Source organism: Bartonella sp. AP7XZML (assembly GCF_042195745.1).
Taxonomy (GTDB): Bacteria; Pseudomonadota; Alphaproteobacteria; order Rhizobiales; family Rhizobiaceae; genus Bartonella.
Map to the genome: position 1 here is coordinate 25,614 of NZ_JBHIOT010000062.1, position 24,799 is coordinate 50,412.

22 protein-coding genes are annotated in these 24,799 nt (G+C 36.8%); 1 reads left to right on the forward strand and 21 read right to left on the reverse strand.

What is annotated here, in order from left to right:
• Positions 1-39: 39 nt before the first annotated feature.
• From lpdA to tpiA, 12 genes are all read right to left on the reverse strand, one after another.
• On the reverse strand, positions 40-1,500 hold the full coding sequence (gene lpdA, locus ACFILT_RS04555; protein ID WP_375679658.1) for a dihydrolipoyl dehydrogenase: 1,461 nt from the start codon (positions 1,498-1,500) through the stop codon (positions 40-42).
• A gap of 223 nt (positions 1,501-1,723) precedes the next feature.
• Complete coding sequence (locus ACFILT_RS04560) at positions 1,724-3,067, reverse strand: pyruvate dehydrogenase complex dihydrolipoamide acetyltransferase (protein WP_375679131.1); 1,344 nt, start codon at positions 3,065-3,067, stop codon at positions 1,724-1,726.
• Between the two features lie 14 nt (positions 3,068-3,081).
• Positions 3,082-4,449, reverse strand: a complete 1,368-nt coding sequence (locus ACFILT_RS04565; RefSeq protein WP_375679130.1) for a pyruvate dehydrogenase complex E1 component subunit beta — start codon at positions 4,447-4,449, stop codon at positions 3,082-3,084.
• Positions 4,450-4,465: 16 nt separating this feature from the next.
• The gene (pdhA, locus tag ACFILT_RS04570; RefSeq protein ID WP_375617693.1) at positions 4,466-5,506 is read right to left on the reverse strand and encodes a pyruvate dehydrogenase (acetyl-transferring) E1 component subunit alpha; all 1,041 of its coding nucleotides are present in this window, start codon (positions 5,504-5,506) and stop codon (positions 4,466-4,468) included.
• Positions 5,507-5,641: 135 nt separating this feature from the next.
• Positions 5,642-5,953, reverse strand: coding sequence for a septum formation initiator family protein (locus tag ACFILT_RS04575; RefSeq protein ID WP_375617692.1), 312 nt, complete (start codon positions 5,951-5,953; stop codon positions 5,642-5,644).
• A 229-nt stretch (positions 5,954-6,182) separates the two neighbouring features.
• On the reverse strand, positions 6,183-6,308 hold the full coding sequence (locus ACFILT_RS04580) for a hypothetical protein (RefSeq protein WP_375679664.1): 126 nt from the start codon (positions 6,306-6,308) through the stop codon (positions 6,183-6,185).
• A gap of 371 nt (positions 6,309-6,679) precedes the next feature.
• Positions 6,680-7,087 carry an NINE protein gene (locus ACFILT_RS04585; protein ID WP_375679659.1) on the reverse strand — a complete coding sequence of 136 codons (408 nt, stop codon included), beginning with the start codon at positions 7,085-7,087 and terminating at the stop codon, positions 6,680-6,682.
• Positions 7,088-7,198: 111 nt separating this feature from the next.
• Entirely contained in the window at positions 7,199-8,470 is a 1,272-nt protein-coding gene (eno, locus tag ACFILT_RS04590; RefSeq protein ID WP_375679129.1) for a phosphopyruvate hydratase, read from the reverse strand.
• Positions 8,471-8,539: 69 nt separating this feature from the next.
• Positions 8,540-9,376, reverse strand: coding sequence for a 3-deoxy-8-phosphooctulonate synthase (gene kdsA / locus ACFILT_RS04595; RefSeq protein WP_375679128.1), 837 nt, complete (start codon positions 9,374-9,376; stop codon positions 8,540-8,542).
• Between the two features lie 35 nt (positions 9,377-9,411).
• Positions 9,412-11,040: a CTP synthase gene (locus ACFILT_RS04600; protein ID WP_375679660.1), complete on the reverse strand. Its 1,629-nt coding sequence runs from the start codon at positions 11,038-11,040 to the stop codon at positions 9,412-9,414.
• A 129-nt stretch (positions 11,041-11,169) separates the two neighbouring features.
• Positions 11,170-11,622 carry a preprotein translocase subunit SecG gene (secG, locus tag ACFILT_RS04605; RefSeq protein WP_375679127.1) on the reverse strand — a complete coding sequence of 151 codons (453 nt, stop codon included), beginning with the start codon at positions 11,620-11,622 and terminating at the stop codon, positions 11,170-11,172.
• Positions 11,623-11,704: 82 nt separating this feature from the next.
• The gene (gene tpiA / locus ACFILT_RS04610; RefSeq protein ID WP_375612907.1) at positions 11,705-12,469 is read right to left on the reverse strand and encodes a triose-phosphate isomerase; all 765 of its coding nucleotides are present in this window, start codon (positions 12,467-12,469) and stop codon (positions 11,705-11,707) included.
• A gap of 154 nt (positions 12,470-12,623) precedes the next feature.
• Between tpiA and ACFILT_RS04615 the strand changes: the two genes are divergently transcribed.
• Positions 12,624-14,513 (forward strand): peptidyl-prolyl cis-trans isomerase, encoded by a 1,890-nt coding sequence (locus ACFILT_RS04615; protein ID WP_375679125.1) that lies wholly within the window; start codon positions 12,624-12,626, stop codon positions 14,511-14,513.
• A gap of 913 nt (positions 14,514-15,426) precedes the next feature.
• On the opposite strand, the gene ACFILT_RS04620 is transcribed toward ACFILT_RS04615, so the two are convergent.
• The 9 genes from ACFILT_RS04620 to tatA all read right to left on the reverse strand — a co-directional run bounded on the left by ACFILT_RS04620 (position 15,427) and on the right by tatA (position 24,165).
• On the reverse strand, positions 15,427-16,287 hold the full coding sequence (locus ACFILT_RS04620) for a phytoene/squalene synthase family protein (RefSeq protein WP_375643083.1): 861 nt from the start codon (positions 16,285-16,287) through the stop codon (positions 15,427-15,429).
• Between the two features lie 880 nt (positions 16,288-17,167).
• Positions 17,168-17,554, reverse strand: a complete 387-nt coding sequence (locus ACFILT_RS04625; protein ID WP_375643084.1) for an Mth938-like domain-containing protein — start codon at positions 17,552-17,554, stop codon at positions 17,168-17,170.
• A 462-nt stretch (positions 17,555-18,016) separates the two neighbouring features.
• Positions 18,017-18,469, reverse strand: coding sequence for a preprotein translocase subunit YajC (yajC, locus tag ACFILT_RS04630; protein WP_375679124.1), 453 nt, complete (start codon positions 18,467-18,469; stop codon positions 18,017-18,019).
• A 685-nt stretch (positions 18,470-19,154) separates the two neighbouring features.
• Complete coding sequence (locus tag ACFILT_RS04635; RefSeq protein WP_375679661.1) at positions 19,155-20,336, reverse strand: peptidoglycan DD-metalloendopeptidase family protein; 1,182 nt, start codon at positions 20,334-20,336, stop codon at positions 19,155-19,157.
• Between the two features lie 155 nt (positions 20,337-20,491).
• The gene (locus ACFILT_RS04640) at positions 20,492-21,151 is read right to left on the reverse strand and encodes a protein-L-isoaspartate(D-aspartate) O-methyltransferase (RefSeq protein WP_273791164.1); all 660 of its coding nucleotides are present in this window, start codon (positions 21,149-21,151) and stop codon (positions 20,492-20,494) included.
• 133 nt (positions 21,152-21,284) lie between these two features.
• The gene (gene serS / locus ACFILT_RS04645) at positions 21,285-22,562 is read right to left on the reverse strand and encodes a serine--tRNA ligase (RefSeq protein ID WP_375679121.1); all 1,278 of its coding nucleotides are present in this window, start codon (positions 22,560-22,562) and stop codon (positions 21,285-21,287) included.
• A gap of 61 nt (positions 22,563-22,623) precedes the next feature.
• A complete protein-coding gene (gene tatC / locus ACFILT_RS04650; protein ID WP_375679120.1) occupies positions 22,624-23,406 on the reverse strand; it encodes a twin-arginine translocase subunit TatC in 783 nt (260 codons plus the stop codon).
• Positions 23,403-23,807, reverse strand: a complete 405-nt coding sequence (locus ACFILT_RS04655; protein WP_375679662.1) for a twin-arginine translocase subunit TatB — start codon at positions 23,805-23,807, stop codon at positions 23,403-23,405. Before ACFILT_RS04655 ends, tatC begins: the two co-directional genes overlap by 4 nt.
• A gap of 55 nt (positions 23,808-23,862) precedes the next feature.
• On the reverse strand, positions 23,863-24,165 hold the full coding sequence (gene tatA / locus ACFILT_RS04660) for a twin-arginine translocase TatA/TatE family subunit (RefSeq protein WP_375612915.1): 303 nt from the start codon (positions 24,163-24,165) through the stop codon (positions 23,863-23,865).
• Positions 24,166-24,799 lie beyond the last annotated feature (634 nt).

The following is a 24,799-nucleotide window of genomic DNA, read 5'->3' on the forward strand; positions in this document are numbered from 1 at the left end:
AACAATCAAAAATATAAAATTTTTCATACAATCCAGTCATCAAGCGTTTAAAACTTGACCATAAGCATCTAATACACTTTCTTTCATCATTTCCGATAAGGTCGGATGTGGAAAGACAGTATGCATTAATTCTTCTTCTGTTGTTTCAAGATTCATAGCAATAACAAAACCCTGTATCAATTCTGTTACCTCAGCCCCTACCATATGGGCCCCGAGAAGCTGTCCTGTTTTTTTATCAAAAATCGTTTTTACTAACCCCTGATCTTCACCCAAAGCAATCGCTTTACCATTCGCAGCAAAAGAATAACGACCAATACGTATATCATAACCTGCTTCTTTTGCAGCCGCTTCTGAAAGCCCTACAGAGGCAACCTGTGGTGTACAATATGTACACCCTGGAATTTTTCTTTTATCAAGCGGATGAGCACTCTTCAAACCTGCAAGATGCTCAATACATATCACACCTTCTTCTTCTGCTTTATGGGCCAACATAGGAGGACCTGCTACATCACCAATAGCATAAATGCCTTCCACCCCCGTCCAACTCCATTCATCAGTTACAATGCACCCGCGATCGGTTTTTATTCCCAAAGCTTCTAAACCAAGATTCTCAATATTACCTTGCACCCCAACAGCGGAAATCAACCGGTTAACAGTCATTGACTCTATTTTACCTTGAACATCAATATGTACACTTACAGAATCGGAAGATTTTTCAACCTTTGTTACTTTTGCTTGACGAAGAATGCGTAAACCTTTTTTCTCTAACTGTTTACGAGCAAACGTTGAAATTTCAATATCTTCAGCAGGCATGATATGGGGCATCATTTCAACAACAGTTACTGTCGCCCCCATATCATGATAAAAAGAAGCAAATTCAATGCCAATAGCCCCAGACCCTATAACCAAAAGCGATTTTGGCATTGCTGGCGGTATCATAGCTTCAAAATAAGTCCAAATGAGTTTTCCATCTGGCTCAATACCAGGAAGGACACGAGGACGTGCGCCCGTTGCAATAATGATATGCTTTGCTTGATAAGTTCCCTCCCCTAACGTCCCTTTAGGGACTGGATTTTGCGGTTGCATAATCGGTTTGGAGGATGAAGAAACCATAATTTCCGCAGGAAGGCTTCCCTTTGCTTCTTTAGTAAGCTTTGCTTCACCCCAGATAATATCAATTTTGTTTTTTTTCATTAAAAAACCAACACCAGCATTTAAACGTGCTGAAACACCGCGTGAACGTGCCACAACATCTTTGATGTTTGCCTCAATTGAACCATTAATTTTTAGTCCATAATTTTTCGCATGTTCAGCAAAATGTTTCATTTCCGCTGAACGTAGAAGGGCCTTTGTGGGAATACATCCCCAATTTAAACAGATCCCTCCCAAATGTTCACGTTCAACAATCGCAGTCTTAAAGCCACATTGTGCTGCACGAATTGCGGTTACATATCCGCCTGGACCTGATCCAATCACAATTACATCATAAAGATTTGCCACAGTAATTCCTCCATGGATATATATAAAATGGATATGCATTTTTTGAACTTAAGACTGAAAATGAACATAACAGAATTATCTTATGTCTCTATACTCTAAGCTTTCTATAAATGCTTTACCCAAACTAGAAACAGCAATACCTCTGCTCTTCAAACTCTTTAAATTTGTTTTTATTCTCTTAAATACACTCTCTCACAATTTACGTGAAGAACTGTTAAACAGTTCAAACTAACATTGCTAATGGATTTTCAATCATCTTCTTAAAAGTCCGCGCGAGCTCTGCTGCTAAAGCACCATCGACAGCACGATGATCCGCAGAAATTGTAACTGACATAACTGTCGCAATAGCTAATGCACCATTTTTAACAACAGCACGTTGCTCCCCTACACCAATCGCAAAAATTGTCGCATGCGGTGGATTAAGAATAGCAGAAAAACTTTTCACACCATACATCCCCATATTTGATACAGCTGTTGTTCCACCCTGATATTCTTCCATTTTTAACTTGCCCTCGCGCGCACGCTTTGCAAAATCCTTCATCTCTTTGGAAATAAGTGATAACGGCTTTTCCTCTGCATGGCGAATAATCGGTGTAATTAATCCATTGGGAATAGAAACAGCAACCCCAACATCACAATGTTTATGATGAAGCATCCCGCCTTCAAGCCAAGAAACATTCGCATCAGGAACCGCTTTCAAAGAAAGTGCGACAGCTTTGATCACCATATCATTAACAGAAAGCTTATAAGTAGGCTGAGTTTCTTCCTGCCCCTTAACCATTGGAGCAGCAGCATTTAGTTGTGTACGCAGTGCTAATAGCGCATCAAGTTCACAATCTACCGTTACATAGAAATGTGGGACTCTCTGTTTTGATTCCACCAAACGTGTCGCGATTGTTTTACGCATATTATTATGGGGAGCGAAGCTATATTCATCCTCTTTGAAGAGTTTCAATATCTGTTTGTCCGAAGCACCTGTAGCTATTAGCTCCCCTATCGGTGAGGAATAAGACACTTTAGACATATCGCTGCTCACAGCTTTTTCTACATCGCGCTTAATAATACGCCCATGCGGACCACTTCCAGAAATAAGGGATAAATCAAGACCTGCCTGAGATGCTAATCGCCGCGCTAAGGGAGAGGCAAAAAGACGAGCTTCCTTTTTATCTTGCTGTATTAATTGCCCAGTTGATGATTCATGAGGCATTTTTATTCCCTTTGAGTCCGTCTGTTTCAGAGAATCTGTCTGTTTGATGCCCTCTGATTCTTGTCTTGTAGAAGAAGAGATTTCTTCTGTAACTTTTGCAGCTTCAGCTAAATCTTCACCTTCTTCTGCTAAAACAACAATTAAAGCATTTACTTTAACGCCTTGTGTTCCAGCAGGAACAACAATTTTAGCAACCCTACCTTCATCAACGGCTTCGACTTCCATTGTCGCTTTATCCGTCTCAATTTCAGCAATAACATCACCAGAGGAAACCTTATCTCCCTCCTTAATATTCCATTTTGTTAAATTTCCCTCTTCCATCGTAGGGGAAAGCGCTGGCATTGTAATTTTAATGGGCATTATGCTTTCCTCCGTTATGCTCTGTATGTCACAGCCTTAACGGCCTCAATAATTTCAGCAGTATTAGGCAAAGCCAACTTCTCAAGATTAGCGGCATAAGGCATCGGAACATCTTTGCCAGAAATCGTAGCAATTGGCGCATCAAGATAGTCAAAAGCCCGCTGCATAACACGCGTTGCTATTTCAGTTCCCACAGATGACTGAGGAAATCCCTCTTCAATTGTAACCAAACGACCTGTTTTTTTAACTGACGAAAGAATTGTTGGAAGATCCATCGGGCGAATGGTTCGTAAATCAATCAATTCAACATCAATACCAAGTTTTTCAATTTCTGGTAACGCTTGAACAGCATAATGCATCCCAATTCCACATGCAACAATCGTCACATCTTGTCCAGACTTATGAATACGTGCCTTACCAATAGGCAAAAGAAAATCATCCAGTTGAGGAACATCAAATTGATGCCCATACAAAATCTCATTTTCAAGGAAAATAACAGGATTATCATCACGAATAGCAGATTTCAGCAAACCTTTCGCATCTGCAGCACTATAAGGCATGACAACTTTCAGACCTGGTACATGACTATACCATGCAGCATAACATTGAGAATGTTGAGCACCAACACGGGCAGCCGCGCCATTGGGACCTCGGAAAACCATAGGAGCGGTCATTTGTCCACCAGACATATAACGTGTTTTGGCTGCTGAGTTAATAATTTGATCCATCGCCTGCATCGCAAAATTAAATGTCATAAACTCGACAATAGGACGTAACCCACCAAAAGCAGCCCCAACAGCCAACCCAGCAAAACCGTGCTCTGTAATTGGGGTATCAATAACTCGGCGTTCTCCGAATTCTTCCAACAAACCTTGACTAACCTTATAGGCACCTTGATATTGCGCGACCTCTTCCCCCATAAGAAAAACTGTTTCATCACGCCGCATTTCCTCAGCCAAAGCCTGATTAAGCGCTTCACGAACTGTCATTGTAACCATTTGTGTTCCCGCTGGAATATCAAAATTAAGAGATGTATCAAAAGTAGGAGCAGCCTGCGGAACTGACAAAGGCAGAGAAAGAGCAGATTCCTTAGGTTTTTGTGCTGTATCAGTAGGTTGCGAAATATCCTCAGCACGCTCACCTTCTTCTAACAAAATTGCAATAACAGTGTTAACCCTTACGCCTTCTGAACCTTCAGGCACAAAAATTTTACCAAGAGTACCTTCATCAACGGCCTCTACTTCCATTGTAGCCTTATCCGTTTCAATTTCAGCAATAACATCGCCAGAGCTAACCTTATCACCTTCTTTCTTGAGCCATTTAGACAGTTTACCTTCTTCCATAGTTGGTGAAAGCGCCGGCATCAAAATATCAATAGACATACTTGCTTCCCTCGCATCAAACTAAAATATCAGTATAGAGCTCAGAAGCATCTGGCTCTTGATCACTTTGTGCAAAATCTACCGCATCAGCAACAATTGCACGGACCTCTTTCTCAATAGATTTTAAATCGTCTTCGCTCGCCCAATTTTTTTTAAGAATCCGACTTTTTACTTGATCAATCGGATCGTGCTCCTCTTTTATTTTTTGGACTTCTTCCTTTGAACGATATTTTGCTGGATCAGACATGGAATGACCACGATAGCGATAGGTCTGCATATCAAGAATGATCGGTCCTTTACCTGAGCGTGCCCAAGAAATTGCTTCATCAGCAGCTCCTTTTACTGATCGAACATCCATACCGTCAACAACAATACCTGGAATTTCAAAAGAAAGACCACGTCGTGAAAAATCAGTTTCTGCAGATGCACGTGAAACTGACGTTCCCATAGCATACTGATTGTTTTCAATAATATAAACAACGGGAAGCTTCCAAAGTGAAGCCATATTAAAACTCTCGTAAACCTGCCCCTGATTTGCAGCACCATCACCAAAATAAACCAATGTCACATTATCTTTACCAAGGTATTGATTCGAAAATGCCAAACCTGAACCAATGGGAACCTGCGCACCAACAATACCATGTCCTCCATAAAAGTTCTTTTCTTTAGAGAACATATGCATCGAGCCACCTTTCCCTTTGGAAAAGCCACCTTGACGTCCCGTTAATTCTGCCATGACACCACGCGGACTCATCCCAACGGCTAACATATGACCATGATCACGGTAAGACGTAATAACCTGATCACCTTCTTTTGCCGCTTTCAATGTTCCTATAACAACGGCTTCCTGACCAATATAAAGGTGACAAAATCCCCCAATAAGCCCCATACCATAAAGTTGTCCTGCTTTTTCTTCAAAACGGCGAATTAAAAGCATTTCACGATAGGCATCAATTTCTTCTTCTTTTGTAAAATCTGCTATTGGTGCTTTCTTTGTGGTGCTTGATAATGCAGTGCGCGCCACCGACGCAGAATTTTTTTTAAGTCGTTCTGCCATATTAAACTCCCTTTTATGATTATTTAGGAATAACCTTTACGAACAAAAGTTACAAGCCTTATCAATCGGCTTAAACAATATCATTGCTGATTATTGTTTAAATTAAGCGATTTTTCATTTACCTTTAGTATCATTTCAAGGTATTAAGATTGTCAGTTCATTTGACTTAGAGAAGTTCAAATTCTTTCGGACATACTCATCCAACATATCTTTTTCTATATGCCCGTTGCGTAAAAGAGAAATACGCTTTTCCATGAATATCCGCTCAGCTTCTATTTTATGAAGCTCCTTTTCTAATTCGCTAATATGCTGATTAACTTCACTGCGTGAATACAATCCATACTCACCATGATAAATGTGATAACTGAAATAGCTTAAGACTCCCACCGTCATAAGAGGTAGTACAAAGCGTACTTTGATTGATCGACGTTTCTGCTTTGTCCACATAAAATAGCACAGTCTTTACAGCACAAATTTCTTAATATTTTGCCCAACTATGCATGATTTTGATTAATACCTCATTACCAAATCTACGCTAAATAATTTGTTATTTCAATTTATCCCCCCCCTTAATACGATCAAAGTAAGCTGAATGCCCCACTTTTTATATTATAAATATTGGATATCCTCTAATTTGTAGCTTTTCCTAAAATTTCCTATTAAAATAAAGATAAAATCAACGGTATCCCCTATGCTTGGTGTTTTTTCCTAACCAATTCCAATCCTCAAATTGATAACGCTTATCATCACCTCCCAAAACGAGATAAACCCCTTGATTTTGAACAATAATTTCACCCTTCATCCTTACCCACGCTCCTTATGTGTTATTCATAAAGAGATTATTTTTAATTTGATAATATGCGGATTAACCTCACGGTGTAAATACAATTTATAGCAGCCGTAATAAACGTGAAATTAGGATAGTTTGGAGCCTCCAATAATCTAATGCTATCCACTGCCATAAGTAGAAAAACAATGCACGCCTTAATTAATTTGCGTCTTTGCTTTACCCGTATAAAATAGCATTGTCTTTTTCAATACTTTTACTTAGCTGTACATGTTTTTTAATATCTCATATTAAATAAATATAGTACAATAATTTTGCATGATGCAACTTAATTATTTATAAAAATAAAAAGCGAACTGAATTACTTTCTCTTTATTATAAAATTTTTAAAAATCTGTAATCTGATTCCCATCTTTATCCGTAAATCTTCCTCCAAGAATGACTATAAAATCAACAACTGCCCAAATTCCGGTAATTATCAATCCAAACAATGATAAAGATAGAACCAGCATTAAAGCACCAGTCCTAACTTTACCAACCATAAAACGATGGACACCAAAGATACCTGCACACCAACAAAGGAGTGCGAACATTATCTTTGAGTTCTCTGTACCTGGTCTCAACAATGGGAAAACAGAACTGACAACACCTCCTTCACAGACAAAATCAACAGCATTACCAATCCTTGGTGGATTCTTTCCCAACCAATCCCAAGTCGCAAACTGATAACGTTTACCATCATCACCCGAAACGAGATAATTTCCTTGATCTTGACTAATAATTATACCTCTCATCTTAATCCCTATAAATTTAAACACTTAAAAATTATTGCGTATATGCCTTTGATAAGAAATATCAATTTCATAATCTAAATGATCTTATACTTTCATATTTTGTGCTCACAACTATACACGATATAAATCACCAGCATAATGCGCTTGGGCTCCTAGCATTTCTTCAATACGGATAAGTTGATTGTATTTTGCTAATCTATCCGAACGTGCAAGAGAACCTGTTTTAATTTGTCCACAATTCGTTGCAACAGCAAGATCTGCAATGAAAGAATCCTCTGTCTCGCCTGAACGATGAGATATAATGGCACGATAACCTGCTTTATGTGCTACTTCTACAGCATCAAGTGTTTCACTCAATGTACCAATTTGATTAACTTTTATGAGAATAGAATTGCCTACCCCCATTTTGATACCATCACGCAAACGTGCTGAATTCGTTACAAACAAATCATCGCCAACAAGCTGACATTTTTCTCCAATTGTGTCAGTAAGTAGCTTCCAACCTTCCCAATCATCCTCTGCCATTCCATCTTCAATTGTAATAATAGGATAATTTTTCACAAGCTGCGCTAAATAATCTACCTGCTCTTGGGTGTCACGGCATTTCCCCTCACCTTTATAAAAATACGAACCATTTTTATAAAATTCGGTTGAAGCACAGTCTAAACCAATGGCAATTTGTTCACCTGGTTTATAACCACATATCATGATAGATTCCATAATAAAATCAATTGCTTGATCAGCACTTTTAAATTGAGGAGCAAAACCACCTTCATCACCAACATTGGTATTATAACCCGCATCTTTTAAACGCTTTTTCAATGCATGGAAAATCTCAGCACCATAACGGATCGCTTCTCTTATAGTAGGAGCTCCTATAGGAATAATCATAAACTCTTGAAAATCAATCAAATTATCAGCATGAACACCACCATTAATAATATTCATCATGGGGGTTGGAAGAATATGCGCTTGTGTACCACCAATATAACGATACAAAGGTAAATTTAATGAATCCGCAGCTGCTTTTGCAACAGCTAATGAAACACCAAGAAGTGCATTGGCACCAAGACGGGCTTTGTTTGGCGTTCCATCCAAAGCAATCATGGCTTGATCAATAGCGATTTGATTTGTTGCATCCCGACCACCAAGTTCTTCAAGAATTTCGCCATTGACTGCAGCAACTGCTTTTTCAACGCCTTTTCCTTGATAGCGCAAACCACCATCACGAAGTTCTACAGCCTCATAGGCTCCCGTTGAGGCTCCCGATGGAACCAAAGCACGACCAAACGCACCATTTTCCAAATGAACATCAACTTCTACCGTTGGATTACCACGGCTATCAAGAACTTCACGTCCAATGATATCGACAATTATAGTCATATGTATTTCCTTATCCGATAAAAGTCGCGATTCATTTCTAACAACCTATTAATGAAATACTTTTTCTTCTCAATTCAGTTTCTTTGACAGATAATCGAATTCCATTAAAGTCTCAAGCAATCTTTGTAAATCATCAATTTTAATCATATTGGGTCCATCAGAAGGCGCATTATCTGGATCTTGATGCGTTTCTAAAAAAATACCTGCGACCCCAACAGAAACAGCCGCACGCGCTAAAACTTCAACAAATTGACGTTGTCCACCAGATGAAGAACCATGCCCCCCCGGCTCTTGAACAGAATGTGTTGCATCAAAAATAACAGGAGCACCCAATGAACGTAAAATAGGCAACGAACGCATATCAGAAACAAGTCGGTTATAACCAAATGACGTGCCTCGCTCACAAAGCATGACATTCGAATTACCACTGTAAACAACCTTTTTTAAAACATTCTCCATGTCCCACGGCGCTAAAAACTGACCTTTTTTAATGTTAATAACACATTCTGTTTTGGCTGCTGCTACCAAAAGATCTGTTTGACGACATAAAAAAGCCGGTATTTGTAAAATATCCACTGTAGAAGAAACAATTGTACATTGCTCTTCTGTATGCACATCAGTTAATATGGGACAATTAAACTCTTTTTTTAAATCAGAAAAAATGGACATTGCTTTTTCAAGACCAATACCACGTGCCGCCCCCAAAGAGGTTCTGTTGGCTTTATCGTAACTTGATTTATAAACAAACCCGATACCAAGCTGATCGGTAATTGTTTTAATACGACCAGCCATTTCAAAAGCATGATCACGACTTTCCATCTGACACGGCCCTGCAATTAATGAAAGAGGCATTTCATTTGAAAAAATCATATTTCCAACTTTCACACGGGCATTTGGTTTAGTCATTTTTCCCTCAAAAGTAAAGTAACCCAATTTATGCATTAAACTAATCGACTTTGTTCTACAGCAGCTTCAATAAAAGAAGAAAAAAGCGGATGTGGATCAAAAGGACGGGATTTTAATTCTGGATGATATTGAACACCAATAAACCATGGATGATCTACATATTCTATCGTTTCTGGTAAAATACCATCAGGAGACATCCCAGAAAAAATCAAACCACACTGTTCTAACTTATCCTTATAATCAATATTGACCTCATAACGATGACGATGTCGCTCGACAATCTTGGTCATCCCATAAATTTGAGCAATATGACTCTCTTCTTTTAATTCAGCAGCAAAAGCACCAAGGCGCATCGAACCGCCGAGATCACCATTTCTTGTACGTTTTTCAAGGACGTCTCCTTTAAGCCATTCTGTCATTAAACCTACAATTGGATTGTCTGTTTCGCAAAACTCACTCGATGAAGCATTCTCAATCTGTGCAATATTGCGCGCAGCTTCTATACAAGCTAATTGCATCCCAAAACAAATCCCTAAAAATGGAACTTTACGCTCTCGTGCAAATTGAATTGCTCGAATCTTCCCTTCTGCCCCACGTGCCCCAAAAGCACCTGGAACCAAAATTCCATGGGCTTTTTGTAAAGCTGAAACAGAATCTTCTTTTTCAAAAAGTTCCGAATCAATCCACTCAATATTAACTTTCACTCTATTCGCTAAACCACCATGCGCAATCGCTTCAATAAGAGATTTATAAGCATCCTTTAAGCCCGTATATTTTCCTACAATAGCAATCGTGACTTCTCCTTCAGGATTGTGAATACGATGCGTAATATCCTCCCAACGATCCATCTTGGGGGAAGGTGCCGAATCAATTCCAAAAGCGCAAAGAACTTCAGAGTCCAAACCCTCCTTATGGTATGCCATAGGAACATCATAAATCGTTGGCATATCTAATGCCTGAATGACTGCATTGGAGCGAACATTGCAAAAAAGTGATAATTTGCACCGTTCTGTTTCTGGAATAGATCGATCTGCACGTACAAGCAAAATATCAGGAGAAATACCAACTGCTTGCAATTCTTTGACAGAATGTTGTGTTGGTTTCGTTTTTAATTCACCTGCTGAAGGAATATAAGGCATTAATGTGAGATGGACATAAACGACATTTTGTCTCGGTAGCTCATTGCGAAGCTGACGAATCGCTTCTAGAAAAGGCATTGCTTCAATATCACCAACCGTTCCACCTATCTCACACAAAACAAAATCAAATTCTTCATTTCCCATCGTAATGAATCTCTTAATTTCATCTGTAACATGAGGAATAACTTGGACTGTTGCCCCCAAATAATCACCACGCCGCTCTCGTTCAATGATATTGCGATAAATACGCCCTGTTGTAATATTATCTTGGCTATTTGCAGAACGCCCAGTAAAACGCTCATAATGACCAAGATCAAGATCCGTTTCTGCACCATCATCGGTCACAAATACTTCACCATGTTGATAAGGCGACATCGTACCTGGATCAACATTTAAATAAGGATCAAGTTTGCGAAGACGTACGCGATAACCACGAGCCTGTAATAACGCTGCTAACGCCGCCGCTGCGATGCCTTTTCCAAGGGAAGAAACCACACCACCAGTAATAAAAACATAACGTGCCATGGGCTTATGGTGATAAGCAATTTATAATGATTTTTCCAGCAAAAAATGCAAAAAGAAACAATTTTTCTTCTAAAATAAAAAAGGCGAAAAAAATCACCTTTTTTAAAAAGTCTATGTTTTCTTAAAAAACTATTTTGTACTGTTATCGGGAACTGTATTTTCAAGAACCTGAGGAACTGGACTTTCTACTTCAGGATTTGTGGACTGTTTCTGTTCCTGCGAAGAATTCGAAGTGCCTCCTAGCTGTTCAAGAATAGAAGGGGAAGACTCACCATCTGTTGATGGGACTGATCCTGAGTCTTTATTGGTAGAATTCTGTTCTGAATTAACCGGTATACGCTTTAAAATATCAGAACTAGAATTTGATATATTACTCACCACGGTAAGTCCAATAGACACAACAAAAAAACAACAGGCTAAAATAGCAGTCAAACGTGTTAAAGGGTTTCGAGATCCACGAGTTTTCATCAACCCTGAGCTATTACTCACACCTAGCCCACCACCTTCTGAAGGTTGAATTAATATAACACCAACCAAAGTAATCACAATCAAAAAATGAATAACTATAAGTACTGTTTGCATAAACCCTGCTCTTCAAATAACTCTTTAATAGCTATTTACACATAAATAACGCACAATCCAAGGGGAAACTCAAATTTCTCTGCTATAGTTTACGACAAACATCGCAAATAGTTAAAAAATCAATCGCTTTTAAGCTTGCTCCACCTATCAAAGCACCATTAACATGAGCAATGCTTAAAAGCTCAAATGCATTGGATGGTTTTACGGATCCACCATAAAGCAAACGTATCTTATTGCCTTCATCACCAAAACGAGAGCGCACCCTATCACGAATGAAATGATGTACTTTTGCAATATCTTCTGGAGTCGCTGTGTTGCCGGTGCCTATCGCCCAAACTGGTTCATAAGCGATAATGGTATTCTCTGCTGTTGCATCATCTGGGAGAGATTCTTCAAGCTGCTGCGTGAGAATATCCAGTACTTTATTATTATTACGCTCCTCCAATGTTTCACCAATACATACAAGAGCCACAAGACCTGCTCGCCACGCAGCTTGCACTTTGGCACAGACAATCGCATCATTTTCCTGGTACACTGTACGACGTTCTGAATGCCCAATAATAACATGACTTGCTCCCGCTTCTTTAAGCATAAAAGCTGAAATATCTCCAGTATAAGGACCATGATCATCAAAGTGACAATTTTGTCCTCCCAAAAGGAGATTTTCACCATTCAGCGTATTAGAAGCACGCGATAAAAGCGTTGCTGGAACACAAATAAGCGCCTCAAAAAGATGACCTAGATCAGAGCTAACGCCTGTAGCAATAGCACGCAACTCTCCAAGCGATTCACTCGTTCCATTCATTTTCCAATTTCCAGCAAGAAAAGGCCGAATATTTTGAGACATATTTTCACCTCAAGAGCTTTTACAATACATTGTTTATCTGTAGTTACCAAATTATAAAATGAAAGCAAGTCTTTAAAGCTTGCATCTTTCATCTCTTTATTGCAAATTCCATTACAGCTTTGATAATAACTCACATTAAAAATGGACTTGAACAATGCTTGACATCATAAGAAATGCTACAAATTCTTGGATTTTTAGAATTTTCCTTGCTATTTTACTCTTATGCTTCATTCTTTTATGGGGGGTACCGCAGTTACACAAAAAAAGTGAAAGAGATCTTATTACTTCTGGAAAGTCCACAGTAACTGTCGATGATTATCGTCTTGCACTCGCCGATCAAAGCGCACGTTTAGCATATGCTGCTCATCTTGGACGAATGTTTACAACAAATGAAATGCAGCAATACCAAATTCCTGCTTTTGTATTTAATCAATTACAACAAAATGTACTGCTTGATGAACAAGCACGTAAAATGAAAATAAGTCTTTCAAAAGATACAATAGCTCATACGATTGGTTCTGATAAGATGTTCCAGGTAAATGGCACTTTTGATAAAAACTTGTTTTATAACTATCTTCAGCATTTACGTATTAGTGAAAGTGCTTTTCTTAATTATTACACCAAACAAGAAAAGCGTAATCAGCTTATTGCTGCTTTACTTTCTGATATGAAGGCACCAAATCTCTTTTATAAAGCACTTACTCTTTATCAAGGAGAAATGCGTATTGCTGATTATCTCGTTATTGATCTAAAAGAAAAGGAAACAATTGCTGATCCTGATTACGAAACATTACAAAAATGGTTTGAAACACATCAAAGTCAATTTCGTGCTCCAGAATACCGTACTGTCTCTTTGCTATCTATGGAACTTAATGATTTTGTAAAACCTAAAGATATCTCAACAGATGAGGCGAAAGCCTATTATACACAAAATGCTTCACGTTTTGTAACGCCTGAAAAGCGTACATTCGAAGAACTGCGATTCCCCTCACGCGAAGAAGCCGATAATGCAGCAAAAAAAATAGCTGATGGATTGAGTTTTGATGAACTGGTAAAAGCTGAAAAAAAGACTCTTAATGACATAAAAAAAGGTCCTCTCGCAGAAAATGAACTTCCTAATCATCTGACATCTGAAATTTTTGAACTTCAACAAGGCCAAGTCAGTCCTGTGATAAATGACTTACAGGGACCTGTTCTCATTCGCGTTACGCATATTGAACCTTCAAGCTCTCTTCCTTTTGAAAGTGTAGAAGAAAATATTCGCCAAACACTTGCCAAAAATCGTGCTACTGATGATATCCGTAACAATTATGCTGCCATTGAAAATGCTCGTTTTGAGGGAGCTTCTCTCAAAGAGTTAGCTGACCAATACAAGTTATCTTTGCGCACAATTACTATTGATAAAACGGGAAAAACGTTTGAAGGTGCAATACTCACGGATTTACCTCAAAAAGATATTTTACTGAATGCCATCTATCAATCAAACGAAGGAGTCGATCTTGATCCTCTCTCTTTTCAAAATGGTGGATATCTCTGGTACAAGGTCGATAAAATTATTCCTGCCCGCGATAAGACACTTGAAGAGGCTAAGCTAGATGTTCTTTCTCAATGGAAAAATGAGGAAATCCAACGTCTTCTTGATGAAAAAGCCCAAAATGCTCTCAAACAGCTCACGGAAGGAAAAAGTCTTGTTGCTCTTGCTCATACCCTTGGTGTTACAAAACAAACAACACCAACCCTCCGGCGTCAAGACTCATCTGAAACCCTTGGCGTTGAAGGCATTAAAGCATTATTTTCCGCTCCCAAAGGTCATTATGGCATCATAAAAGGTCCGGTTGCAACAAACCGTATCATTTATCAAATAAAGACTGTAACCATGCCTAAAGATATCACGTCTCATACTCTTTCAACTGAAGTCCGCACCAATATAGATATGATGATAAGAGAAGATCTCAAGCTAGAAATGCTACAAGTTGCCAATAAAGAACATCCTTTGGAAATTAATAGCACAAATTATAATCAGATCTTTAACGCTCTCCAATAAAAAGATTTTACATAATTTAAAGAACTTATTTGATAAAGTTTCCGTCAGCTCTTCGTCTATAGTTGAAGAGGTAAGATAGATCTCTTGTTTGCATATCTTAGGATCAAACATTTGTATAATGATTCATTCTCTCGCAAATCAGTGCATGTATGGATTTGCGAGAAAATAGTCAATGGAATGTAGAGTCGTTTTTGCAACGCATTAAAAAATATTATTCATCCAAAGGTTGTAAAGGTTGTCGCCCATTAAGCTATAAATATCATCCCTATCGTCACTCATTTATAGCGCATCATATTACTACTCTTAATATCATTCATAAGGAGCATATTGCTTCTTCCTTAAATGATTTCATTTACACACCAAACTTATAATATACAAAAAAACTATTTTTAAAATTCATTATAAAAATGGAGAAATCTTTTTCTATTCAAGACTCTCATTCAATATGAGAAAAAACAAATTATCATTATAAATCAATATATTCATAAATCATAACAGTCATCAATTATGATGTTATAATTTCTCAAAAATAAGAGTTTTTTATAGACTTATAGACTGCTAAGATAACTTCTCTCATAAAATAGAAATTTTATTTCATTTGCAAATGAGCTACAATCAATACATTCAGAGTACTTAAAAGTTCTTCATCAAACAAACCAATGTATTAAGATTTATCTCATGTTTTTCTTTCTCTGCATCTCACCCATCCAATACACTGTATAAAACATATTACTGATGAAGAAATACACTGTATTTTTAAGATCATAAAATTTCTTATTCTTTTGCGTTCATAACAACCAAAACATCAACATTTTTTATAACAAAAAAATGGTTTGGAATCACAATGGCTCCTTTTATCTTCATATGAGAAAATCAGTCTCCATGTTACGCATTCCAACGTAGTAATATTCTTTTACAGTATCTTTGGAAAATTGCCGCTTATTGCTGCCCTTGTTATCAACCAATAACGATATATCAATGGCAAAGTTGCACTCTCTTGAAAAATTGCTGCCCCCAGCTGTATAGCTTTTTGAAGAGAAGCCGGTACAATGACCAATGGAAGAAAAGCTGGCTTAAGAATTCTAGGTAAAGTACAAGAATACTCGTAAAATTGGGTATAATGATCGCGTGATAATGCTACCATAGCTTCAACAATACGACCCTTTTGTTGATCACTGAGACGATGAGATTCCAAATCTTCCCTATTCACTCCTACAGCCTTTAATATATCAGTAGGTAAATAATATTGATATCGTGATTGCATGAATGATAAAAGACGCAATACACCGCTTAATCCTTGAGAAATCCCTCCATGTTCATAGATATCTGTAAACTCTTGTGCAGTTTCAGGATCTAATATCTGACAAGAAAGCTGTAAAATTATGCCTGCTGTCTCACCACAATAATGCTCTAGATCATGAAGTGTTTCTATTGGATTGTGATAAAGATCTAAAATTTGCGCATCACAATAACGTAAAAAAGCTGTCTTAGGTAAATTAAAAAGAGTCATTGCTTTTAATAAATCATTCAAAATCGGATTGTTTCCACTCGTTTGCATTTCACCATGAGCAATAGCATCATACCACCAACGTAACCGTATTTCTCCTATGAGTGGATCATGTACACTTTCGCGAATACGAGAAATTTCAGCATTAAATACATAAAGAGCAGCCAATGCTTGGCGCTTTTTTTTAGGCGCAAATAAAACCGATATATAGCGATCACGATCTATGGTACGTAAAATATCAAGACAATAAGAAAGAGAGCCTATCATTCTATGAACCTATTAACGTCCCTTTTTTAGCAATTAAATTAATATCCTCTTTTTATTCATATTAAAAAATGAAGGATAAGCAAATACAGTTCAGAAAATAAGATTTTTAAATGTGTCTCTTAACTGTATTGTGAATTAAATTTTCTTTTCTAGTCACTTTTCGTTTTAGAAAGAAAAAAATTAAATAAATAATTTTTCTGATAAAACTTATCTTATAGGACTTCAAGTTTTCATTTGCAGTAAAAAAGCTAAAAAACAATCGTAACATGCATAGTAAAACTTGAACAACAAACAACGAAAAACACTTTTTCAGTGGATAGATGACAATGTTATTTTATAAAAAATACACTGATCACAAAAACTTCATCAACTCATTGACCTCCTCCCCATCCTAAAAGACAAAGGTTCTTACCAATACCAATTTGTAAAAAGTCCAATTGCTCTCGGTGAGTTTCTGTTACTATCAATACATTTATTTATAATCATAATTTGTTGTTTTGTATGTTAAATTAGAATCCCAAATATCGTAGATATGCTTTCATTTCAAACCAATTCCATGTTAAATTAATAAAAACCATTCCCTTGCACGTCCCAAGCGTAACTGGCTTGTAGGTAACAACTGTATAAGAAAGAATTAAAAATGCCTCTTATGAACTGTCTCAAGTGCCAAGAGTTGATCACTCATGTGATTCATTAGGAACGACGAGCAAGCTTTGTCCTAAATACTTGCCGCTGTATTTAAAAACACTTTAATATGTTAAGTTATGTATATTCTATACCCTTATATCACCGCCTTAAACGACGGTACTTTACGGCGCAGAAAAATAATCGCACAAGTCTTTCATACTAGACGAGAGCATTTGTTTTATTAAACAATACTCTATTCTACCGCAAATAATAACGCCGCAACAGCGCGATCTTCAGCCAATAAAACATTAAATGTACGCACCGCCGCTCCCGTACTCATTGTATCTGATGAAATACGTTTTTCCCCTAAAAGCACCCGTAACTCTTCAGGTAATCGTAATAATTCAATTCCAGTACCTATTAATAAAACTTCGATTTCAGAAGCTTCTTCTAAAATACGAGATATATCCCCTTGAGTGGGAATAGGCCCTGCCATGTCAATGCCATAAATACCTGATGGTACACAAATAATAGAACCTCTATGAGACATATCAGCAAAACGAAACCCACCATTTCCATAAGCATCAATAGGTGCGCGACTTGGAAAATGTGCTTCACGAATTTGAATTGCATCGAACATGAATAAGCACCTTTTATTTTTGAATAATCCAATTGTCTTTGCTACTTCTCACCATAAAAATTAAAGTAAGGCTGATATAAACATTGATATGTTAACCATAACCTAGTACTGAAGTGAAAATTTTTATATAACACCCTAATCTTCTCATACAACAAATATAGGAAAATTTGGTAATAAATCGCGATAAATTGCTATACCTGCTTCAATAAATCTATCTTTTAAAAAGTTTCCTCAGCTTATTTACTCACAAATTTCTTTTTATAAAAACAATGATCTTATTTAAAAAACAGAAAAAAATTGCGTAATATTCTATAAATAAAGCAACTATTTTAATAATCTAAAGAAAACAAAAACTCCATTTTCTGTAGCCACTATAAAAGCCCCTTTTCCAATGAAATTGTCTTGATCTTGCCAAGCTTTTTACAAAAATGCTTAAAAAATGTAATAAACTGCCATTACACCTTAAGATGCATTTTCCTTTGATATAGCTTTTTTCTCTTCAGAGATACTCATATCTTCTTTCGTTGTCGTTTTAGATTTAGACTTTTGTGGTGTTTTTGCTTTAGCATTAAGTTTTGATTTTTTTTCTGCAACCGGCTCACCTTTAACACGCACATCAGCTAATGTTGAGCGAATAACACGAATATTCATACTCTCACCAATTTCAACCTCTAATTCACCACTCTCGTCGTGAACCTTCGTAACCTTGCCGATAATACCACCACCCGTTATAACTGTATCACCACGACGTACTGCATTAAGCATTTCTTGGCGTTTTTTCATTTGGGCACGCTGTGGACGAATGATAAAAAAATACATAATTGCAAAAATTAAAATGAATGGGACAGCGTTAGCAAATGAAATTCCACCGGAAACATCGCCTGCAACTTGAGCATAAGCGTTCGTAATAAACATTTTTATCTCCTATAGTTAAACCTCAGGTATTTCCCACTCTATTAAAATGAAATTCCGATACAGAAAAAATTCCTAAAGAATTTATCATAAAAAGCAATAACTACATAATCTAATCACAGCTTTACAAAAATACAATAAATCCTTAAGAGGCAGAATACCAAAATACAATGAGAAAAATCTTAAAAAATAGATTCACTTTCCCCTATTGTATATCCTACAATATAAATCTTTTCACTAACTCAATAAATTATACAAGATAATTTTTCTAATGAACAAACTTTAATTTATATAGATAATTTATCGTTTTTGATATCGAACGACAGATCTAAATACAATAAAACGCTCTTATTTCAAACCTTCTGAATTAATCAAAACGATTTTCTTGCACGTCACACATATGAAATGAGCCTGTAGATAAAAACTTTTTAAGAAAGGCGTGAAATATTTTTTTCATGCTTCTCTCAAATGCAAGAGCAATTGGAACACTCAAAGCTGACAAATAGTATGATACTATTGTCTTACACTTTCATAAATACAAAGATGGTAATATCTAACGACCCCAACGAACTACTTTCCTGAAACCAATGATTTTTTGCTGCAATGTTATTGATTTAAGAAAATCAATTGTTTTTCATGAATTTTCTATAAACTGTAAGACTATTCAAATGTAAAAGTCATCAATAAATTAGTTTTCTAAATATTTAAGGGGATCAACAGGTAATGAATTCTTACGCATCTCAAAATAGACACGTGGCGTTTTAACATTTCCTGAAACACCAGATTTAGCAATCTCATCACCGCGCCTTATCCTTTGTCCTTTGTTAACAACAAGCTTACTATTACATCCATAAATAGTGATAATATCATTTTCATGTCGAATCATCACAACATTACCAAGCTCTTTTAGTCCATCTCCCGCATAAATAACCACACCATTTTCTGCCGCCTTTACCGAAGACCCTTCAGGCACTGCAATATCTATTCCTCGATTCATTACTGTTCCCTTTTTTTGACCGAACTGGCTTAATAAACGCCCTCGTACTGGCCAACGCATCTTAGAAATTCCTGTGGCTTGCGGAGTCGTCATATTATCTGTATTCGTAACAGTACTTGACAAACCAGTCTCATGTTTCAATTGCGTCATCTGTTTAGAAAAATTTTTCTCAGAACTTGATTTGTTCATCTTTGCAGAGGGTGGCGTTGTTACAGGAGCTTTATATATAGGAGAGGACTTCTTGTTTTTTATAGAGGACATCACTTGAAATTGGGATGCAGATTCTGTTGTTGACACTGCCCAATCGTTATTATTGTGTGCATTTGAAGCTGCTAATGTACGCCTGCTTGGAACAACAAGGACCTGACCGATATAAATGGAATTGCTGTTTATACCATTTGCTAATTTTAATGCCTCAACACTAACCCCTACTTGTCGTGCAATACTGAGCAGTGTATCTCCACTCTGGACAATATAAGAATTCCGCCGAAAAATAGGAGATTTATCCATTTGTGAACGAGAAAGTGTTCCAAGATTACGTGGAGGGGAGCCCATAACGCGACCATCAGAAGAAGTTATCCTATCTTGATGTGGAAAATTATAGGGGGAATTATCATCTCCCCACGAATCATCACCTGATTCCACAGGTGGCAATTCAGTGCTTTGTATCATACCACTACCGTATGATAGCATTCGCGGGTCTGTATACATAGTGTTTGATATATTTGATTGAGATGATACCGTACGATGAGAGAACGTATTGGAAAAACGCTGTGTACCAGAACTACAACCAGCAACAATAGTTACCACCGCTAACAAAGTTATTCTCTGAAAATTATGCTGGAAAATATTATCCAAAGCTTTTAGACACATCGTTTTGCTCACTCATCAATAATCAACTCACTCCATTAAAGCTTTTTTAAATTACCGAAGAGTTAAAATGAGATGTTTTATTCATAAATATCTTTATATAAGATCAAAATGAATTTAACGTAGACAATTCGCAGAAACTTCTTAGCTTTTAAAAATTAAAGTATCTCCGCAATGCCTTTAATAAAAGGTTGGTAACGCACTTGGAACAGTTCTAAACACTCAAATCGACTACCAATTTTTGTATAGCGCGTCACTGTTTGTACCCCTTCGTCAGGTCCTATCGCCTGAATGAGAATTCCATTTTCAGCTAAAAGTTCTAAAAATTCCTTTGGTTCATCAAACCGTGATGGCCAAATAAGAATGCGATCAAATGATCCTAAGCCTGTCACGCTATGACTTCCATCAATCTGCCGTATAACAATATTTTCAATTCCTAAAGTTTGAAATTTTTGGCGTGCTAAATCAACAAGCGTTTTATAACGATCAATCGTTGTCACACGGTCACTCAGACATGCCATAAGAGCAGTACAAAAACCAGATCCTGTACCAATTTCTAAGACACGATGCCTTTTTTTCAACGATAATGCCGAAAGAATTAAGAGTTGTTCTTCCAAACGTTCCATATATTCACCACACTCAAGGGGAATAACTTTATTATCATAAGCACTATTGAACCAAGGAGCAGCAACAAACTGTTGACGCGGAATTTTCTCTAATGCCGAAAAAAATCGCACGTCATCAATGCCTTTGCTACGCATTTTCAGTACAAGAGCGGCTAACTCCTCACGAAATTGTAAAATACCCTTTTGCCCCATAGTATCATTCAATCTCCAATGGAGGTACATTTTTATCATACTGACAAACTGCTTCTTTTAAAATGGCAAAAACTTGCGTCTGTGTATCATCACCTCTTGGCAATAAACGCATATTGTCTCTCCTTTCGTAAAATTAAGCAGTAATACAGCGCATGCCTCCCATATAAGGTTGTAAAACATCTGGAATAATAATTGATCCATCAGCCTGTTGATAATTTTCAAGTACTGCAATAAGACAACGTCCAACAGCCGTACCAGAACCATTAAGGCTATGAACAAAATGCAATTTTTTATCGCCGTCTTTACGATAGCGCGCATTCATACGACGACCTTGAAAATCTCCACAAACTGAACAGCTAGAAATTTCACGATAACATTCTTGACCAGGAAGCCAAACCTCGATGTCATAGGTTTTACGCGCTGCAAACCCCATATCACCCGTAGAAAGAACCACTGTGCGAAAAGGCAAACCAAGCCGCTTTAATATATCTTCTGCACATTCCGTCATACGTTCCAATTCAATTAAAGACTGCTCTTCACTGGTAATCGAGACCATTTCAACTTTCCAAAATTGATGCTGACGCAACATACCGCGCGTATCACGACCGGCTGCTCCCGCCTCTGAACGAAAACAGGGAGATAAAGAAGAAAATCGCAGTGGTAAATCTGATATTTCAAGAATTTCATCGTTGACCAAATTGGTTAATGGCACTTCTGCTGTGGAAATAAGCCATCGACCATCTGTTGTACGAAAAAGGTCTTCAGCAAATTTCGGTAATTGTGCTGCTCCGTAAACAATCTCATCACGAACAAGAAGAGGTGTTGAGACTTCTGTGTAACCATTCTCATTGACATGCACATCAAGCATAAATTGGCCTAATGCTCGTTCTAGCCGTGCTAATGCCCCTGAAAGTACTGTAAAACGTGTTCCAGACAAACGACTAGCTCGTTCAAAATTCATCTGCTTGAGATCTTGACCAAGATCAAAATGTTCCTTTGGTGTAAAATTAAATGTTGGAGGTGTACCAAAATGTCGAATGACGACATTATCACTTTCATCTTTACCTTCTGGAACATCATCTAATGGAATATTTGGAAGTGCTGAAAGAATTTTCTCAAGACTCTCCGTCAGCTGTTTTTCTTCCACTGTTGCAGAGGAAAGAAAAGCTTTAATCTCTTCAACTTCAGCTTTAAGACGTTCAGCCATTTGCTGATCCGATACCGCTAAAGCCTGTCCTATTTCCTTTGAAATAGCATTGCGACGTTCCTGCGCCAATTGCACCTTAGCAATATGCGACCGACGTGCAAGATCAAGTTGTATTAACCTTTCAGCTTGTGGCTCAAGACCTCTACTTACGAGTGCTTTATCTAATTTCTCAGGATTGTCACGAATCCACTTAATATCAAGCATAAAAATTCCTCATTTATATTGTTTTTATTCATTCCTTATCGCATAAGATTATACACTTTTCTTAAGCGGATTTTCTTCTCTTTTCTATACTGTAAGCAATTAAAATTGAAATCTCGTAAAGTGCTATCGTTGGTAAAGCCACTGCAAACATCGTAAAAAAATCCGACGGCGTTATGATTGCCGCAATAATAAAAGAGAGCAAAATAGCCCATTTTCGTTTAGACACCAAATCATGAGACGTTAAAAATCCAATTTTTGTTAAAAGACTGATGACAAGAGGTAATTGAAAAATCAAACCAAAAATTAGGATAAATGATGTCATAAAGCCCAAATAATCAGAAATACGCACTATAAACTCTATTTTTAAATGAACATCTGGAAGAAATTGTTGAGAAAGGCTAAACCATAGTATTATTGGCGCTAATAGACCATAAACAAACGCTCCCCCAATACAAAATAAAATAGGCCCCCCAATGAGAAATGGTAAAAAAGCCATCCGCTCATTTTTATAAAGCCCTGGTGCAATAAAACTATAAAACTGAAAAGCCGTATAGGGAAAAGATAAAATAATTCCCCCAAAAGCAGAAAGCTTCATCTTCGTTAAAAAAGTTTCCCATACTTGCGTTGATTGCAAACGAATACCCTCAGGGTTACCCCCTGCTATTTTCATTGCCCACTGATATGGCCATAGTAAAAAATTTAAGATATAATCTTTAACAAGAAAACACATCATAAAAGCGATCATAAATGCAACCAAGGCAGAAATAATTCGCTGACGAAGTTCAATTAAATGTTCTAAAAGTGGAGCCATATGGGCATCAACTTCATCTTTCTTAACATTCATGACATATCTTCTTTATCTTTAGAAGCAATAGATACTGTCGTATCTTTATTGGTTACGTTTTGATCGCATTCCAAAATTTCTTTATCTTTTTTTGATTTATGGTGTGTTGCCTTAACATCCAAATTATCGTGGATATCTTCTAATGTATTTTGAATGGGATCAAAAATCTCTGTCAACTTCTTGCTTGAATCGCTAATATCCGAACATACTTTTTGCAAATTATCGCGCTCGATTTGTTTTATTACATCATCAAACTGATGACGAAGTTCATTTGCTGTTGAATACATATACGCTCTTATCTTTGCTACTGTCTTTAATATTTTAGGTAAATCTTTTGGTCCAACGACAATGATGAGAACAAGTAAGATTACGATAAACTCTGGTCCGTCAATCCCAAACATCTCTTAATTCGACTTTCTCATCAAAAAATATTGCACAATGATGATTGCGTTTTTGTTACTGTTTTTTAGCAACAGATGTTTTGCTTTTTTTAGAAGCAGAAGAAACCTTTCTGCGCGCTGTTGCATGTTTTACCGATAACGGCTGAGATTGTTGAGATTCTACATCAATCATTTGGGAAGTAGGAGCCATTTCAACTTTATCCTCAATGCTATCATCTTCTTCTTTCATATTTTTTTTGAAGGCTTTAATTCCTTTAGCAACATCGCCCATTAATTCAGAAATTTTACCGCGACCGAAAAGCACAAAGATAATCAATAAAATTATAATTAAATGCGTTGGTGAAAAAATATTACCCATTACTCTCTCTAACTTATGCTTTTAAATTTGATTTCATTTATTCATGCTTCCTCTGAAGAATGTATCAAAATAATATCTTACTTGTATATTTTCTTCTTAACTTAAAAACAATTACACGCTTTTATTGCAAAAGAACTTTTTATCCTCTCATCCCTTTTTAGCGTACTATAACACAAACCATTCAACAATGATAAACCGCCTCATACAAAATTCAAAACACTTAAAAACTTTTCTAAAATAACTTCATCTGATCTCCTAGGTTACTCATCTTCCTGTAAATACTATAGCTAATGTCTCTCCTTTTACACAATGTTTTACGTATCATTACAAACATTTCCGTCAAATTATCCTTTACTGATAAAGATCATAACATGCTGTAAAACATTTTACGTATTCAATTAAAAAATTCAGAAAGAAAAATCTCTAAAAAACTTTCTTAACACATCATCAGTCTCTTCAAAAACGATCATCTTACGCACAACATTTATTCTTTGCGTTGGGGTAAGAATTTTATCATCCATTATTTCATATACAATACGAAATATGAGCCATCATCGCATTCAATTAATATCTGTCGTGTAAATAAAAACTATTAGCGGAAAGAGTAAAAATGCACTTTATGAACCAACTCAAG

Excerpts from the sequence above, each read along its gene's own strand:
- serS (WP_375679121.1), bottom strand. The coding sequence starts at position 22,562 with ATGCTTGATATTAAGTGGATTCGTGACAATCCTGAGAAATTAGATAAA.
- ACFILT_RS04640 (WP_273791164.1), bottom strand. The coding sequence starts at position 21,151 with ATGGGGCAAAAGGGTATTTTACAATTTCGTGAGGAGTTAGCCGCTCTT.
- ACFILT_RS04620 (WP_375643083.1), bottom strand. The coding sequence starts at position 16,287 with ATGATAGGCTCTCTTTCTTATTGTCTTGATATTTTACGTACCATAGAT.
- secG (WP_375679127.1), bottom strand. The coding sequence starts at position 11,622 with ATGCAAACAGTACTTATAGTTATTCATTTTTTGATTGTGATTACTTTG.
- ACFILT_RS04625 (WP_375643084.1), bottom strand. The coding sequence starts at position 17,554 with ATGTTCGATGCAATTCAAATTCGTGAAGCACATTTTCCAAGTCGCGCA.
- ACFILT_RS04615 (WP_375679125.1), top strand. The coding sequence starts at position 12,624 with ATGCTTGACATCATAAGAAATGCTACAAATTCTTGGATTTTTAGAATT.
- ACFILT_RS04560 (WP_375679131.1), bottom strand. The coding sequence starts at position 3,067 with ATGCCCATTAAAATTACAATGCCAGCGCTTTCCCCTACGATGGAAGAG.
- kdsA (WP_375679128.1), bottom strand. The coding sequence starts at position 9,376 with ATGACTAAACCAAATGCCCGTGTGAAAGTTGGAAATATGATTTTTTCA.
- yajC (WP_375679124.1), bottom strand. The coding sequence starts at position 18,469 with ATGTTTATTACGAACGCTTATGCTCAAGTTGCAGGCGATGTTTCCGGT.
- ACFILT_RS04635 (WP_375679661.1), bottom strand. The coding sequence starts at position 20,336 with ATGTGTCTAAAAGCTTTGGATAATATTTTCCAGCATAATTTTCAGAGA.
- tatA (WP_375612915.1), bottom strand. The coding sequence starts at position 24,165 with ATGGGTAATATTTTTTCACCAACGCATTTAATTATAATTTTATTGATT.
- pdhA (WP_375617693.1), bottom strand. The coding sequence starts at position 5,506 with ATGGCAGAACGACTTAAAAAAAATTCTGCGTCGGTGGCGCGCACTGCA.
- eno (WP_375679129.1), bottom strand. The coding sequence starts at position 8,470 with ATGACTATAATTGTCGATATCATTGGACGTGAAGTTCTTGATAGCCGT.
- ACFILT_RS04580 (WP_375679664.1), bottom strand. The coding sequence starts at position 6,308 with ATGAAGGGTGAAATTATTGTTCAAAATCAAGGGGTTTATCTCGTTTTG.
- ACFILT_RS04575 (WP_375617692.1), bottom strand. The coding sequence starts at position 5,953 with ATGTGGACAAAGCAGAAACGTCGATCAATCAAAGTACGCTTTGTACTA.
- ACFILT_RS04600 (WP_375679660.1), bottom strand. The coding sequence starts at position 11,040 with ATGGCACGTTATGTTTTTATTACTGGTGGTGTGGTTTCTTCCCTTGGA.
- ACFILT_RS04655 (WP_375679662.1), bottom strand. The coding sequence starts at position 23,807 with ATGTTTGGGATTGACGGACCAGAGTTTATCGTAATCTTACTTGTTCTC.
- tatC (WP_375679120.1), bottom strand. The coding sequence starts at position 23,406 with ATGAATGTTAAGAAAGATGAAGTTGATGCCCATATGGCTCCACTTTTA.
- ACFILT_RS04585 (WP_375679659.1), bottom strand. The coding sequence starts at position 7,087 with ATGAGAGGTATAATTATTAGTCAAGATCAAGGAAATTATCTCGTTTCG.
- ACFILT_RS04565 (WP_375679130.1), bottom strand. The coding sequence starts at position 4,449 with ATGTCTATTGATATTTTGATGCCGGCGCTTTCACCAACTATGGAAGAA.
- tpiA (WP_375612907.1), bottom strand. The coding sequence starts at position 12,469 with ATGTCTCAAAATATTCGGCCTTTTCTTGCTGGAAATTGGAAAATGAAT.